12 protein-coding genes are annotated in these 14,821 nt (G+C 71.2%); 4 read left to right on the forward strand and 8 right to left on the reverse strand.

The features are described from left to right. Positions 1–54: 54 nt before the first annotated feature. The gene (locus FREUN1FDRAFT_RS06465; RefSeq protein WP_006539174.1) at positions 55–447 is read right to left on the reverse strand and encodes a Zn-ribbon domain-containing OB-fold protein; all 393 of its coding nucleotides are present in this window, start codon (positions 445–447) and stop codon (positions 55–57) included. Between the two features lie 215 nt (positions 448–662). Between FREUN1FDRAFT_RS06465 and FREUN1FDRAFT_RS06470 the strand changes: the two genes are divergently transcribed. The 3 genes from FREUN1FDRAFT_RS06470 to FREUN1FDRAFT_RS06480 are packed head-to-tail and all read left to right on the forward strand — an operon-like array spanning position 663 to position 5,543. After that, positions 663–2,225 (forward strand): AMP-binding protein, encoded by a 1,563-nt coding sequence (locus FREUN1FDRAFT_RS06470; RefSeq protein ID WP_006539175.1) that lies wholly within the window; start codon positions 663–665, stop codon positions 2,223–2,225. Between the two features lies 1 nt (position 2,226). Further along, a complete protein-coding gene (locus tag FREUN1FDRAFT_RS06475) occupies positions 2,227–4,746 on the forward strand; it encodes a CoA transferase (protein WP_006539176.1) in 2,520 nt (839 codons plus the stop codon). A 44-nt stretch (positions 4,747–4,790) separates the two neighbouring features. Next, a complete protein-coding gene (locus tag FREUN1FDRAFT_RS06480) occupies positions 4,791–5,543 on the forward strand; it encodes a hypothetical protein (protein ID WP_035950377.1) in 753 nt (250 codons plus the stop codon). Positions 5,544–5,593: 50 nt separating this feature from the next. Here FREUN1FDRAFT_RS06480 and FREUN1FDRAFT_RS06485 read toward each other — a convergent pair whose 3' ends face one another. From FREUN1FDRAFT_RS06485 to FREUN1FDRAFT_RS06515, 7 genes are all read right to left on the reverse strand, one after another. Continuing rightward, positions 5,594–6,742 (reverse strand): CaiB/BaiF CoA-transferase family protein, encoded by a 1,149-nt coding sequence (locus tag FREUN1FDRAFT_RS06485; RefSeq protein ID WP_006539178.1) that lies wholly within the window; start codon positions 6,740–6,742, stop codon positions 5,594–5,596. 64 nt (positions 6,743–6,806) lie between these two features. Continuing rightward, positions 6,807–7,778 (reverse strand): LLM class flavin-dependent oxidoreductase, encoded by a 972-nt coding sequence (locus tag FREUN1FDRAFT_RS06490; RefSeq protein ID WP_006539179.1) that lies wholly within the window; start codon positions 7,776–7,778, stop codon positions 6,807–6,809. A gap of 104 nt (positions 7,779–7,882) precedes the next feature. Then, positions 7,883–9,139 (reverse strand): amidohydrolase family protein, encoded by a 1,257-nt coding sequence (locus FREUN1FDRAFT_RS06495; protein WP_232295069.1) that lies wholly within the window; start codon positions 9,137–9,139, stop codon positions 7,883–7,885. Between the two features lie 327 nt (positions 9,140–9,466). Further along, positions 9,467–10,111 carry a TetR/AcrR family transcriptional regulator gene (locus FREUN1FDRAFT_RS06500; RefSeq protein ID WP_006539181.1) on the reverse strand — a complete coding sequence of 215 codons (645 nt, stop codon included), beginning with the start codon at positions 10,109–10,111 and terminating at the stop codon, positions 9,467–9,469. Positions 10,112–10,262: 151 nt separating this feature from the next. Next, positions 10,263–11,558 (reverse strand): acyl-CoA dehydrogenase family protein, encoded by a 1,296-nt coding sequence (locus FREUN1FDRAFT_RS06505; RefSeq protein WP_006539182.1) that lies wholly within the window; start codon positions 11,556–11,558, stop codon positions 10,263–10,265. A 55-nt stretch (positions 11,559–11,613) separates the two neighbouring features. Continuing rightward, entirely contained in the window at positions 11,614–12,756 is a 1,143-nt protein-coding gene (locus FREUN1FDRAFT_RS06510) for an acyl-CoA dehydrogenase family protein (protein ID WP_006539183.1), read from the reverse strand. Between the two features lie 39 nt (positions 12,757–12,795). Continuing rightward, positions 12,796–13,614: an SDR family NAD(P)-dependent oxidoreductase gene (locus tag FREUN1FDRAFT_RS06515; protein WP_006539184.1), complete on the reverse strand. Its 819-nt coding sequence runs from the start codon at positions 13,612–13,614 to the stop codon at positions 12,796–12,798. A 406-nt stretch (positions 13,615–14,020) separates the two neighbouring features. Between FREUN1FDRAFT_RS06515 and FREUN1FDRAFT_RS06520 the strand changes: the two genes are divergently transcribed. Continuing rightward, positions 14,021–14,728 carry an ABC transporter ATP-binding protein gene (locus FREUN1FDRAFT_RS06520; RefSeq protein ID WP_006539185.1) on the forward strand — a complete coding sequence of 236 codons (708 nt, stop codon included), beginning with the start codon at positions 14,021–14,023 and terminating at the stop codon, positions 14,726–14,728. Positions 14,729–14,821: the final 93 nt, after the last annotated feature.

Below are 14,821 nucleotides of genomic sequence, written 5' to 3' on the forward strand. Positions count from 1 at the left end.
AGCCCGGCGCCGGTGGCGGTGCCAATGCCGTGACTCGGGGGACCCGTGGGCTGTCTAGACCGGCTCGAAGCCGTACCCGACGGCCTCGACCCCCGCACTGTCCGCGCCCACGGGCACGGTGGTCAGCCGCACCTTCATGCCCAGCGTCACGTTCTCCGGGCGCGGCTCGACGTTCACGAGGCAGCCCCGCACCCTGGTTCCGCCGCAGTCGACGACGGCCGCGACGAACGGCACCGGGACACCAGGCGGAGCCATCGACACGATCGAGAACGTGTGGACGGTTCCCTCCCGCGGGACCGTGACGGCCCGGAACGCCGCGGCTCCGCACGACGCGCACGCGTTGCGGCGGTCGAAGAAGCGTGCCGAACACTGCTCGCACTCCTGGGCGACCAGCTGCGGCTCGCCGCCCAGAACCAGATAGTCCACCAGCGGAATCCGCTCTGCCACGAAGAACCCCTGCCCTCGACCGAATGCTGAAACGCCGACGACGCGTGAATCACGCCGACGCCGTGGCGGCTGAATTTTCTGGCCTTTGCTGAATGCCTCAAGCCTTCTCGAAGAGAGATCCATAGTGGTGTGACAGTCTCTGTTCAGGATGGCCATATTTACACTAGGTTGAAGTACCTGTACTGTCAACCCGGTCGTGTGGAGGGAGGACGCCCATGAAGGTCGCGCTCACGGTCAGAGACTTTCTGGACCGGGCTGAGACGGTGTATCCGGGTGCGCTGGCACTGGTCGACGAGCCGGGCCAGGCGGGTTCACTGGGCCGGCTGAGTTATGCCGAGCTGGCGGCACGCGCCCGCGGCGTGGCGGCCGGTCTGGCCCGGCTCGGGGTGCCGGTGGGTGGCCGGGTGGCGATCGTGTCGCCCAACTCGGGCCGCTTCCTGACCGCCTTCTTCGGGGTCTCGGGCAGCGGGCGGGTACTGGTCCCGGTGAACTACCGGCTGGGTGCCGAGGAGGTGGCCTACGTCGTCGGCCATTCGGGCGCCGAGCTGCTTCTGGTCGACCCGGACCACGCCGACGCGCTGGCCGATGTGAAGGTCCCGCACCGGCTCGTGCTGGACGGGGTGTCCGACGCGGAGCTGTTCGCCCCGGCGGACCCCACCGACGCCGCCGCGTCCGCCGCGTGGGCGCAGTGGGAGCCCGACGAGGACGCCGTCTGCACGATCAACTACACGTCCGGCACCACGGCCCGGCCGAAGGGCGTCCGCCTCACCCACCGCACCTGCTGGCTGAACGCGGCCTCGTTCGGCTGGCACACCACCGTCACCGAGCACGACGTCCTGCTGCACACCCTGCCGATGTTCCACGTCAACGGCTGGGGGATGCCCTACGCGGTGACCGGCATGGGCGGCACGCACGTCGTGATCCGGAAGATCGACGGGGAGGACATCCTCACCCGGGTCGAGCGGGACGGGGTGACGCTGATGTGCGGCGCCCCGGCGGTGGTCGCCTCGATCCTCGATGCCGCGGCCGCGCGGGTCGCCGCCGGCCGCGCGGTCCCGGGCCGCGACCGGGTGCGGATCGTGGTGGCCGGGGCGCCGCCGCCCAGCGCGGTGGTCGCCCGGGTGGAGGAGCAGCTCGGGTGGGAGTTCATCCAGATCTACGGGCTGACCGAGGCGGCGCCGCTGCTCACCGTCAACCGGGCCCGGCGCGGCTGGGAGAAGCTGCCGGCCAGCGAGCGTGCCCGGCTGCTGGCGCAGGCCGGTGCCCCGGCGCTGGGGGTGCGGCTGCGTACCGATGCGTCCGGCGAGGTCCTCGCCCGTTCGAACCATGTCTTCGACGGCTACTGGGAGCAGCCTGAGCAGACCGCGGCGGCGATCCGGGACGGCTGGTTCCACACCGGCGACGGCGGCACGTTCGACGGCCCGCTGCTCACGATCACCGATCGCAAGAAGGACGTCATCATCACCGGCGGCGAGAACGTCTCCTCGATCGAGGTCGAGGACTGCCTCTACCAGCACCCGGACGTCACCGAGGCCGCGGTGATCGGCGTCCCGGACGAGAAGTGGGGGGAGACGGTCAAGGCCCTGGTCGTGCTGCGCCCCGGCGCCTCGGCCACCCCCGCCGAACTGATCGAGTTCTGTCGGGTCCGGATGGCGCACTACAAGTGCCCGACCAGCGTGGAGCTTCGGCCGGCCCTCGAACGCACCGCGACCGGGAAGCTGCAGAAGTTCAAGCTGCGTGCCCCCTACTGGGCCGGCCACGACCGCGGGGTCAACTAGCATGCCCGGCCTGACCGGCACCGCCGGCCTCGAGGGGATCCGGGTCGTCGACTTCGGTCACCAGATCGCCGGCCCGGTCGCCGCGCTTCTGCTGGCCGAGGCCGGTGCCGACGTCGTGCACGTCGACTCGCCGCGCACCGCGGCCGAGCCCGGTCCGCTCGACGCCTACGTCAACCGAAGCAAACGGCGCCTCACGCTGGACCTGAAGCGGCCGTCCGACCGGGCGGTCGCGCTGGACCTGGTCGCCCGTGCCGACGTGCTCGTCGAGAACTTCCGGCCCGGGGTGATGGACCGCCTGGGCCTCGGCCCGGGTGCCACCCGTGCCTCCAACGAGCGGCTCGTCTACTGCTCGCTGCCCGGCTTCGCCGGCGATGACGAGAAGGCCACACTTACGGCGTGGGAGGGAGTGATCCAGACGGCGGTGGCCGGCTACCGGCCGCTGAGTGAGCACTGGGACCCGTCGGGTCGCCGGCGGGTGCGGGTGCAGGACCCGGCCGCGCCGCTGTTCAGCCCGATCACCACCGCGTCCAACTTCGGGGCGCTGATGGGCGCCGTGTCGGTGGTCATGGCGCTGATCGCACGGGAACGCTCGGGCCGGGGCCAGCTGGTCGCGGTCCCGCTGGCGGAGGCGTTCGCCGAGGCCTACAGCACGATGCTGGGCATGCGGGTGTACGAGAACCCGCTGATGGGCGACGGCCACCTGCTGCGCGACCTCACCTACGAGTGCGCCGACGGCGGCATGATCGACCTGTCGCCCTATGCGAAGTTCGTCATCCCGCTGCTCGTCGCCGCCGGGGTGGCACCGGAGTGGGAACGCCAGGGCCTGATCGACGTCACCACCCGCGGTTTCTCGCGGGAGCACCGGGACCGGGCGATGGCGATGTTCGCCGACCTGGTCCGCAGCCGTCCGGCGGCCTGGTGGGACGAGGTCGCGACCAGGGCCGAGATGCCGGTGTCCATGGTCCGGACCCCCGCGCAGTGGGTCGCCAGCGAGCACGCACGCCTGTCCGGAGCCGTCGTCACCCTGGACGACCCGCTCGCCGGGCCGATAGTGATGCCGGGCCGCGGTTTCGATCTGGGCCGGGCACCCGCCGCGCCGAGGCCCCGGCACCTGCCCGACCAGGACCGCGACGCCGTGCTCGCCGAACTGCGTGAATGGCACTGGGCCGGGAAGCGGGCCGCCCGCGGGCCTGCCGCCTCCGGGGCCGGGATGTCGCCGGCGCGAGCTGGTGCGCCGCGGCCGCGCCCAGTGGATCTTCCGCTGGAGGGGCACTCCGTCCTCGACCTCAGCCAGGCAGTCGCCGGCCCGACGGCGGCCCGGGTGCTCGCCGACTTCGGCGCGGACGTCATCAAGATCGGTAACCCGACGCCGGCGGTGACCGACGGCATCGTCGGCCAGCTCCACCGCGGCAAGCGCACGATCCTGCTGGACGCGCGGAGCGGGCCGGGCGGCCGGCTCGTGACCGACCTGATCCGTGACGCGGACGTGCTGGTCACCAACTTCACCCTGAAGTCACAGGCCCGCTACGGCATCGACCACGCGCGGACCAGCGTGCTCAACCCCGGCCTGGTGCACTGCTCCATCACCGCCTACGGCCACCACGGGCCCTGGGCGCACCGTCGCGGCTACGAGAACCAGTGCAACGCGGCGACCGGCATGAGCTGGCGCTACGGCGCGCGTTTCGGCTGGACGCTCTACCAGCCGACCCCCGTCAACGACGCGGACACCGGGATCCTCGGCGCCTACGCGGCGGCGGTCGCCCTGTTCGCGCGCCTGCGCGACGGCGCCGGCCAGCAGGTCGGGGCGTCGCTGGTGCAGGGGTCGACCTTCCACCAGGCGGTCCATCTGGTGGCGGAGGCCCAGGCGGCGAGCGGCGGCGGGCCGGACGCGCTGCGCAACGAGTACGGCGCGACCGCCCTGACGCGCTTCTACCAGGCGAAGGACGGCTGGTTCTTCCTCGCCGCCGGGAAACGGGACGTCGATGGGCTGCTGCGTGCCGTCGGCCTGGACGCCACCGCGGAGCCCGGCGGCACCGCGGAGCCCGGCGGCACTGCGGAGCCGGGCGGCACTGCGGAGCCGGGCGGCACCGCGGAGCCGGGCGGCACCGCGGAGCCGGGCGGGGACGTGGAGACCTGGCGAGACCCGGGCGGAGCACTCGCCGCGCGGCTGGCCGCACGGTTCGCGGGCGAGCCGGCCGCGCACTGGGTCGGCCGGCTCGTCGACGCTGGCATCGGCGCGCACCACCACGTGCCCATCGACGACGCGGTCGGCTACCTGCACGGCCGCGGCGTGGTCTATTTCGAGCGCGGCCCGAACGGTGCGGACGTCCCGCGGCCCGGCATCGGCCAGTGGCTGTCGGAGACCCCGCCCGTCGTGGGCGCCAGCCCCGGGCCGGTGGGCTCCCAGGCGGTGGAGATCCTCGCCGGGCTCGGGCTCTCCCCGGCCGAAATGGAAAGGCTCGCAGCGGACGGCGTCCTGTGCCCGCCCGACCGGCTACCCGAGCTGAAAAGACTGACCTGAGCTATCAGACCACATCCGACAGCGTCGCCCCGGAAGGTGTTCCGTTGAACCGAGTCAAGGTTGGATTCATCGCGCTGACTGGACTTCCAAAGAGTGTCTCCGAGGCCGAGTACCTCGAGTGGCATGCGACCAGGCACATGCCGGAGCAGTTCACGGTGCCAGGCATTGTCAACGCGCAGCGTTGGCATTCAACGGCAGCCTGCCGCGCCCAGCGGGCCGCCCAGTCCGATGATCTGGTCGATGCCGAGAACCTCGTCTCGTACCTGCTGTCCGATCCGGTCGAGCAGAATCTGGCGGAGTTCCAGGCCCTGAACAAGAGGCTGAACGAGACAGGCAGGTTCATCGAGCCCAGCCCGTTCCTGATGCTCGGGGCGTACAAGCTGCTCGAACCACGTGCCGCGGCGCGCACCCTCATCTCCGACCAGGCTGTCCCGTGGCGCCCGAACCTGGGGGTCTACCTCGTCGTGGAACGACTCGACCCGGCCCGTGCCGAGGAGTACGACAGTGAGTTCCGCGGGGCCGGCGTGGACAGCCTGCTGACCGTGCCCGGGGTGGCCGGGGTCTACCTGTACGGCACCGCACCCGGCTACCAGACCTCGCACCAGGTGGACCAGACGCACCGGGTCACCGTGGCGTATCTGGACTCCGACCCGGCGACGGTCGGGGCCGCCGTCCGCCCGCTGCTGGAGGCACGCTGGAAGAACGGCGGTGTCGAGCCGGTGTTCGCGGGCCCCTTCGAGTCGGTGGTGCAGTGGAACTGGCAGCGGTTCACCGAGCCCGAGCACGTGGCGGGCTGACCGGCTGACCGGCGACGGCCGGGTTGGCGGGCCGGGCCCGCCAACCCGGATCAGGAGCGGCGGCCCACGGCGCCGCAGGCGTGCAGTTCGTCGATGAGGGAGTCGCTCAGCCCGGCCTGCGCCAGCACCGCGCGGGTGTGTTCGCCGACCGGCGGCGGAGCGTAGGTCGGGCCGGGCGGACGTTCGCCGGATTCATCCCGGATGCGGACCGGGGACCGGGGAACCGTCAGATCACCGACCTTGCGCAGCAGCCCGCGGGCCGCCACGTGCGGGTCGTTCGGCAGATCCGGCCCGCGGTTCACCCGCACCACGCTGGCCCCGAGCGGCCCGAGCTCGGCGACCCAGTGCTCGGCCCGCCGGGTCCGGAACCGTTCGGCGAGCCGGTCGGCCACGGCGTGCGGGTCCTCCCAGCGGCGCAGGGAGCCCGCCAGGTCCGGCAGCCCGATCCCCTTGCACAGTGCGTCCCAGGTCCGCGGCTCCGCGGCGGTGACGGCGACCCAGGTGTCGTCGGCGCACTCGTAGACGCTGCGGTCGGGTCCGAACGGGACACCGCGGGGCCCGCGGTCGATGATCCCGTCGGCGGACGAGAGCAGCCAGGTGGACGCCTCGGACAGGCTGATGTCGAGCTGGGAGCCCGTACCGGTGCGGTCCCGCTCACGCAGCGCGGCGAGGATCCCGACGCTGGCCATGAGCGCGCCGACGGGGATCGACAGGATCAGCTCCGGATGCCACGGCTGCTGCGGGTTCAGCGCGGTGAGCAGCCCCGAGTGCGCCGCGAAGGACAGGTCGTGCCCGGACCACTGGGCGTAGGGGCCGTCCTGGCCGTAGCCGGTGATCGAGCACCACACCAGGCGCGGCGTCTCGATCGCCGCGTGCTCGTAGCCGAACCCGCGCTCCGTCAGGACACCTGGACGCTCGTTCTCGACAAGGACATCCGCGTGCGCGGCGAGTGCTCGCAGGACCTCCAGCCCGCGCGGGTGCCGCAGGTCGAGCGCGAGCGAGCGCTTCCCGCGGTTGAGCCCGATGGGACCGTCGAACTGCCGCCCTTTCGGCGACTCCACCCGGATGACGTCGGCGCCGAGGTCGGCCAGCAGCACGGTGGCGAACCCGCCGGGCGGCAGCCGGGTGAGGTCCAGCACCGTGACCCCGCTCAGGGGCAGTGCCGCCGCCGGAGCCGGCGCGGATGTCGGTTCGGGCATGTGTTCTCCTTTGGTCGGGCCAGGACGAACCAGCGGGCACCGCGGGTGGATCAGTGTGGGCGGGTCAGCGCAGCCGCGGCAGCACCTCGTGCTCGAACAACCGCAGACTGGACCAGGCCAGGTCAATCGGCATCCCGCCGCAGAGCGGGTGGAAGTTGGCGAAGGGGCTGCTCGAGGCCCGCAGTTCGGTGACAAGCTGGTCAGGGGTCACCACCCGGTACTGCCCGGTCGCGCGAAGCGCGTCGACGTCGGGCAGCGTGCGGTAGGGGCTGCCCCCGTCATCCTGCGCCTGCCAGGCCCCGTAGGCGTTCGTCTGGTAGAGGAAGCAGGGACCCATCTGGTCCCAGCCCTTCTCCGGGTCCTCGGCGAGGGCGACGGTCCGGGTCGCGCCGATGGGGCTCGGGCCCGGGTCGGGTCGCCCGAGCCGCTGCACCTCGTCGCGATAGAACTCCCAGACCGTCGGGTCCGTTGGAATGAACCCGTCGGCGATATGGGCGGCCCGCCGCGCGGCCGGCTCACTGCTCCCGCCGAGTGAGATCCACGGGCCGCCGGGCCGGTACGGGGCGGGTGTGAGGTGGACCCGGCGGCCGCGGTAGTCGAAGGGGAGCCCGGTGAACGCGGCCTTGAGCGTCGTCACCACCTCGGTGACCCGCCGGGGCCGGTCCCGGGTCGACACGCCGAACAGGTCGAACTCCTCGCGCACGTACCCTCCGGCGATGACGACGTCGACCCGGCCCCGGCTCAGGTTGTCCAGGACGATCAGATCCTCCGCCAGCCGCAGCGGGTCGTGGAACGGCGCGATGAGCGCCGCGATGCTGAACCGGACGGATCGGGTGCGCGCGGCCATCGCGGCCAGCATCGTGACCGGGCTCGGCAGGTATCCGTCGGCGCAGCCGTGGTGCTCTGACACGGTGATGCTGGAGCAGCCCAGCCGGTCGGCCCAGGCGGCCATGTCCAGCGCCGCGGCATAGCGTTCCGCGGTCGTGGTCCCGGCGAAGGCCGGGTTCCGGAAGTCGAAGCGCATCGCGAAGCGCATCGGTGTTCACCTTCTTCCGCGCCTTCGGTGGGTACCGGGCCTCTCTGCCCCGCCCGGTACCCACCGCGTGTTCGTCGGGGCCGGTGCGACGACCGGCACGGCCGTCAGGCGCCCAGGAACCGGCTGAGGTTGTCGCGCATGATCTTGCGGACGGTGGCGTCGTCGAGGTGCCTGATCTGCGAGACGTACTGCATCGGGTCGGGGATGCCTTCGGAGTGCGGGAAGTCCGACCCGAAGACGAGGCAGTCGCTGCCGACGACGTCCATCGCCTTGGAGACGTTCTCCTCGGGGAACGGCGCGATGACGCAGCGCTCCTTGAAGATCGACGATGGCCGGCCGGGGAGCGTGCCCCACTTGGGCCGGCGGCCCAACAGCATCGCGTGGTCGAGCTTGCGCAGCAGGTAGGGCAGCCACACGGTGCCGAACTCGGCGATGAGCACCTTGATGTTGGGGAAGCGGCCGAACAGGTTGTGGAACACCATGGCGGTGACGGTGTCCATGATCGGCCGGTCGCCCCAGTAGGAGACCCACTGGAAGCCGTCGAAATGCTGGTAGCGGCCGTTCGGATCCTCGCTCCACTCGGCCCCGTGCCGGGCGTAGGTGCCGCCCAGGTGCACCGCGACGCGGGTGTCGGTCTCGTTCACCAGGGACCAGAACGGGTCGAAGTACGGGTCGAACGGTGAGCGGCCGAAGGCGGGCCCGGGTGGGAGGTCGACGAACCGGGCGCCGCGGTCGAGGACCCTCCGCAGCTCGGCGACCGCGCGGTCGACGTCGAGCAGCGGGATCGGGACCGGGACCAGGATCCGGTCGTCGTGGGCGTAGCCCCAGTCCTCCCACAGCCAGTCGTTGTACGCGCGGTTCACCGCGTACCCGGCCTCGATGTCGCCGCGCGCAAACGCGCTCTCCCAGCCGGTGCCGACCGCGTGCAGGACGGCGAGCTCGACATTCTGCAGATCCATCAACGCCAGTCGGGGATCCTTCTTCTCGAAGGCCGGGCGCATCGCGTTGTACCGTTCCACCAGCTGGGCGCGGCTGAGCTGGTCGAGATCCTTCATCGGGTTGAGCTTGTTGAGCATGGCGCCCGGAATGGGGATGCTGCCCGCCATCGCGGGCAGCTCGGTGATGTCGACACCGCCGTGGCCGCCCTCGGGCTGGGAGTGAACGCCGAGCGTCCGGCGCTCGTGGTCGGCGGCCTCGTCTTCCTCGTGTTCTTCCTCGGTGAGCATCCGGGGTTCTCCGGGCAGCCACGCGCGGTCGATCATTTCGGCCGGCAGGTATCGAGTGACCGCGTCCGAAGGTGCGTACAGGTGGTGGTCCGCGTCGAATATCCCGTAGTCGAGGCTCTGCTCGAGATCTGCCACATAGATTCCGCGCGTCCCAAGCTGGGGGCTGTCAGGCAACGTTCCTCCAGGAGACTTATCCTGATCACCAGATTTGAACTCAGTCTAACTCTGGTGTGCATGCCGACGCCACCCCACAGCGTTGAAGTGGGGCTACGGGGCCCTGGATTTCGCTCGCCTTCAGGCCGGTCGTGCCCGCGGGATTGTCACGCGTCGGCACCGTCGACGGCCCCGAGGCAGCCCAAAGCCGGGAGGGGGTCCGTCGGTGTGTGCTGGCCAATGCCAGTGAATGCCATCCGGAACGTCGCGGACGGCCTTACCCGCGGGCGTGTGGTCAGCCCGGGCGGGTCAGAGCGGGAGCGCGTTGTCGGGGTGCAGCCCGGCGACGACGATGGCTGCGCGCCGGTAAAGGGCCTGGTTGAGCCGGCTGAGCCGGCCCTGGGACCATTCCATGATGGAGTCGACCACCAGGGCCTCCAGGATCTGCGCCATCTCCGACGCCTCGATCTGGCCGGTCACCTCGCCCTTCTCCTGGGCCTTGGCGAAGAGCTTCTCGAATGCCTCCGCGAAGGCCGGGCCCTCGTAGGAGGAGGCCGACCGGTTCGGGCGCCGGAACTCGGCGAGGGCGCGGCTCACCGCGGCCGGCGGGGTTCCCTTGATGTTGCGGGCGAGCGCGTTCATGACCGTACGCAGCGAGTCGTTGATACCGCGGTCCGCCCGGACGCAACGATTTGCCGTGTCGTTGAGGATGGTTGCCGTCTCGACACCCATCTCAAGCAGGATGTCCTCTTTGTGGGCGAAGTGGAAGTAGAACGTCCCCTTGGTCACGCCAGCGGCCTGGCAGATCTCCTCGACCTTCGTGTCCTCGATACCGGTCTCGAAACCGCGCTCCGTCCACAAATGCAGCGCGGAACGGACCAGCCGACGCCGGGTCTCCCGCGAACGCTCCTGCAGAAGCCCTGCCCGGCGCCGCGGCTCATTCGAAATGCTCACCGTCCGGAGTATACCTGTGTGGTACCCGCCGGAAGACCACCGAGATGCGCACGGAGATGACCCGCCTCCTCGTGTCGCCGCCCGCCACCGAAGCCGCGGAACACGCGCGAGATCCACGCCACACCGTGGTGCGTGCGGCCCGCCACAGGTTTCAGTTTTTCTCGAGCCACTCCCGGGCACTGCGCTGGACTTCACTGAAAGGCCGGCCCCGGTCGAAGCTCGGCTCCCGCGGCAGGCCGAGGACTCGTTCGCTGATGGCGTTGCGCTGCATCTCGTTGGAGCCGCCGGCGATCGACCACACCCGGCTGTTCAGATATTCGAGTGCCGCCCGCTGGCCCGCGTCGTCCCGCCACACCAGCGGCTGCCCCTGCCCGATTTCCAGCATCAGGCGGGCCCGCTGGGGGTTGTACACGCCGGCCGCGAGCTTCCAGTAGGAGGCGATGCCGCTCGCGGGCTTGTCGCTCGTCCGCAGCAGGCCGGTGATGCGCCGGCCCAGCTGGCCGCGGGCCCAGTCCGCGGTGTGGATCCGGGCGAGCGCCTGGCGGGCGACGGGGTCCTGCGCCCGCCCGGCGGCCCGGACCAGATCGACGAGGAACGGGTCGATCCCGGCCGGGTCGGTCTCCGGCATGTTGACCGGGTCGTCGCGCCCCGCGCCGCGCTCGACCAGCAGCATGGTCTGCGCGACCGTCCAGCCCTGGTCGACCTCGCCGATCACCTCGTCGTCGCTCACCCAGACCTCGTCGAGGAACTCCTGGCAGAACTCCGCCGCCCCGGTGATCTCGCGAACGGGCCGGATGGACATTCCCTTGCCACGCATCGGGACCGCGAACCAGGTGAGCCCGCGGTGCTTCGGCGCGTCCCAGTTCGTCCGAGCCAGGCACAGGCCGTAGTCGGCGTAGGAGGCGCCGCTGGTCCAGACCTTCGAGCCGGTGATCAGCCAGCCGCTGCCCTCGTCGTCGCGCACCGCCCGCGTCGTGATGCCGGCCATGTCCGAGCCGGCGTCCGGCTCGGAGAACAGCTGCACGAACAGCTCCTCGCCGGCGAGGATGCGCGGGACGTGCCGGGCCAGGAAGTCCGGCGAGGCGTGCCGCAGAAGTGTCTGGCTGACCGGGCCGTACGTGGTGCCGCCGGCGTGGCCGAGGTCGGGCATCCGGTACGGAGCGGCCTCCCGCGCGAAGGCCCGGGCGTGGGCGTCGCTGAGCCCCTGCCCGCCGTACTCCTTCGGCCAGTTGATGCCCGCGTACCCGGCCTCGTAGATCTTCCGCTGCAGCGCGCGTTCCGGCAGGTACTCCTCGGCACTGTGGGTACCCCCGCCGCGGACCACACCGGCCGGCCCCGCCTCACGGTGCTGCAGGTTGGCCGCCAGCCACTGCCGGGCCCGCAGCCGGTACTCCTCAAGATCCGGTTCGTCGGGATCCGGTCTTCCAAAAGCTGTCTCGCTCGCCATTACGCCTCCTTCGGGTTCCTGTCGGGCCGCGGGTTCCCGTCGAGCACCGCCGCGTTCAGACACCGGACAGCTGGCAGACCCGCTCCCGGTGCCAGGTCGGCGAGCCGTACAGCGCCGCGTCGACGGTGAGGCGACGCAGGTAGAGATGGAAGTCGTGCTCCCAGGTGTAGGAGATGCCGCCGAAGTGCTGCCAGCAGTTGTGCGCGAGCTCGATCGCGGCGTCCGAGACGAACGCGTTCGCCAGGCTCGCCGCGTGCGCGGCGCGCGCGGCCTCCTGGTCGCCGCGGTCCTGTGCCGCGACCGCCTGGGCGGCCGCGGTCACCACGGCGTGGCTCATCTCCAGCGCCAGGCTGCTGTCCGCCAGTTGGTGCTTGATCGCCTGGAAGGAGCCGATGGGCCGGCCGAAGGCGACACGGTCCTTGCAGTACTGCAGTGTGAGGTCGAACAGGTACTGCATGGCGCCCGCGGACTCCGCCGCGCCCAGGACCGCGGCGAGCCGGATCTGCGCGTCGACGGCGGCACCGGCCTGCCCTGGCCTGCCCAGCACCGCGGAGCCGTCCACCACGGCGCCGTCGAGGTGGACCTCGCACAGCCGCCGGGTCAGGTCGAGCCCGCGGAGTTCCTCCACCCCGACGCCTGGTGTGGACACCGGGAGCAGGAACTGGGTGGGCCCCTCGGGCGTGTTCGCCGTCAGGAGCAGCCACTGCGCCGACTGCGCCTCCACCACCAGCCCCTTGCGCCCCGTCAGGCGATACCCCCCGGGCACCGCCTGCGCGTGGACTCCCGCGGGGCCGGACCAGTCCCCGGACGGGTCGGCGACGGCCCACGCGACCGCCGCCTCGCCCGCGATGAGGTCGGGCAGGATCTTCGCCTGCTGCTCCTCGGAGCCCTCGCGGCTCAGCGTCGCCACGGCCAGGTTCGTGTCGATGAAGGAACCCGGCTGCAGGTAGCGGCCGCGCAGTTCGGCGAGAACGACGGTGTCCAGCACACCGGCATCGGAGACGCTCCCGCCGCCGAGGGACTCCGGGGCCAGGAACGCGAACCAGCCCACCTCCGCCGCCTCACGCCGGTATGCCGGGTCGACCTCACCGCCCGCCTCGATCAGCTCGCGCAGCTTCGCGAGCGGGAGACTCGCCTCGATGAACCGCTCGGCGGTCTCCCTGAGAAGCCGCTGGTCGGGGGAGAGTTCGGGATCCATGATTGTTCCCTGTCCCTTCGGGGGCTGGTGCCGCGCCTGTCACTGGTTGACTGAGTAACCGCCGTTGACGGGGTAGGTCTGACCGGTGATCCAGGATGCGGAGGGACTGGCGAGAAACGTGACAAGCCCGGTGACGTCGTCAGGCTGCCCGAGCCGGGGAACGATGTAGCGCCGCAGCTGGCGTTCGACGCGGCGCTGTAGCTCAGGTGACTCGCGGGCCATGTCCGCGAGCCCGACGGTGTCGACCGTGGCGAGCGAGATGTTGTTGACGGTGATCCCGTCCCGGCCCACCTCCCGGGCGATCGCCCGGGTGAACCCCGCCGCACCCGCCTTGGCCGCGGCGTACGGGGCCATGTGCGGCTCGCCGACCCGGCCGGCGTCGGAGACGATCGTGATGATCCGGCCGTGACCAGTGGCGATCATGTGGGGGAGTGCCGCCCGGGTGCAGTTCATGACGCCGTAGAGGTTCACGGCGAAGTACCGCTCCCAGTCGGCCGGCTCGGTGTTCGTGAACTCGCCGAGGCTGACCGAGGGGCCGCGCCCGCCCGACGCGGGCGCGGTCGGGTCCCCGATCGCCGGCCCCGCGTTGCCCGCGTTGTTGACCAGGATGTCGATGCCGGCGTCGCCGATCGACCTGGTCACCGCCTGATAGTCCGAGACGTCGAACGGGCTGGCCGCCGCGGCGCCGCCGGCCTGCTCGATCTCCTTGACGACGGATTCGGCCCGGTCGGCCACGAAGTCGTTCACGACGACCCTGGCGCCGGCGGCGGCCAGGGCCAGACAGCTCGCGCGGCCCACGCCCTGCCCGCCTCCGGTCACGATGACCGTCTTTCCGCTCAGATCGATCGTGAAGCTCACGTGCGGTGGCTCCTTGTGTAGTCCCCGTCTCGGAGGAGTCGGTTCGGGTCCGGTTGGTCCGGTTCGGGTCCGCAGGGCCCCGGTGAGCTCGGTGTCGGCCCGCTCCGCCCCTGGCCGGTGCGGTGCTGGCCCGTTGCGACGCCCGGCCGATCAGCCGCGGGCCGCGCATGCGGTCGGCGCCGTGCGCCCACCTTCGCGAGCTTAGTTAAACCGAGTCTAAGTACGCAAGAGTTGTCGCATGATCTTTCTGGCTGATGGCGGGTAGCTGGAGATCTCATCCGAACGGCCTGCCGGGTCGGGTGAGGGGGCTGGCGGAGGGTTGTCTGGCCTGGGTTGAGCTGTTAGAAAGGAGGTCTCACGATAATTCAACTTGGTTTAAATATTGCCATCGAGAGAGTGGAATGAGATGAGTGCGGAACCGCCTCCCGTCCTCCAGGCGAAGAACCTCTCCGCCGGGTATCGACGGGTCCCCTGTGTATGGGATGTCGATCTCGACGTCCGACCCGGCGAGATCGCCGTCGTGCTCGGCCCGAACGGGGCCGGGAAGACCACCACCCTGCTCACCCTTTCCGGTGCCCTGCCCGCGCTCGGTGGTGAGATCAGGTGGAGGGGCGAGCCGACCAGGGCGCCTCTGCACCACCGCGTGCGTGGCGGTCTCGGTGTCGTTCCCGAGGAACGCTCCGTCATCTCACGGCTCTCGGTGCGTGACAACCTCCGGATCGGCCCCGGTTCCGTCGAGCGGGCGCTTGAGCTGTTTCCCGAACTGGAGCGGCTTCTCCGGCGCCGGGCCGGCCTGCTGTCCGGGGGCGAGCAGCAGATGCTCTCGACGGCCCGGGCCCTGGCGGCCGAACCAGCCGTCCTCCTCGCCGACGAGCTGTCACTGGGCCTGGCACCCAAGATCGTTGCGCGTCTCATGCGTGCGCTGCGTGAGGCCGCCGACCGCGGCGCCGGTGTTCTGCTCGTCGAGCAGCACGCCCGCCAGGCGTTGGCGGTGGCTGACCGGGCCTGCGTGCTCAGGCGTGGACGGATGGTGTGGTCGGGAACGGCCGAGGAGGCGACGCGGGACATCCGCCGGATCGAGGGCGCCTACCTCGGCGGGGCGGCCGCGGCCTGACCCGCGGGTGGCTGGCCGGCCGGGGTGCCACCCGCCCGGCCAGCCCACCGGAGCCGGGTTTCGACGCGGAGCGGCGGAAAAAAGGACGTGGTG

Source organism: Parafrankia sp. EUN1f (assembly GCF_000177675.1).
Taxonomy (GTDB): Bacteria; Actinomycetota; Actinomycetes; order Frankiales; family Frankiaceae; genus Parafrankia.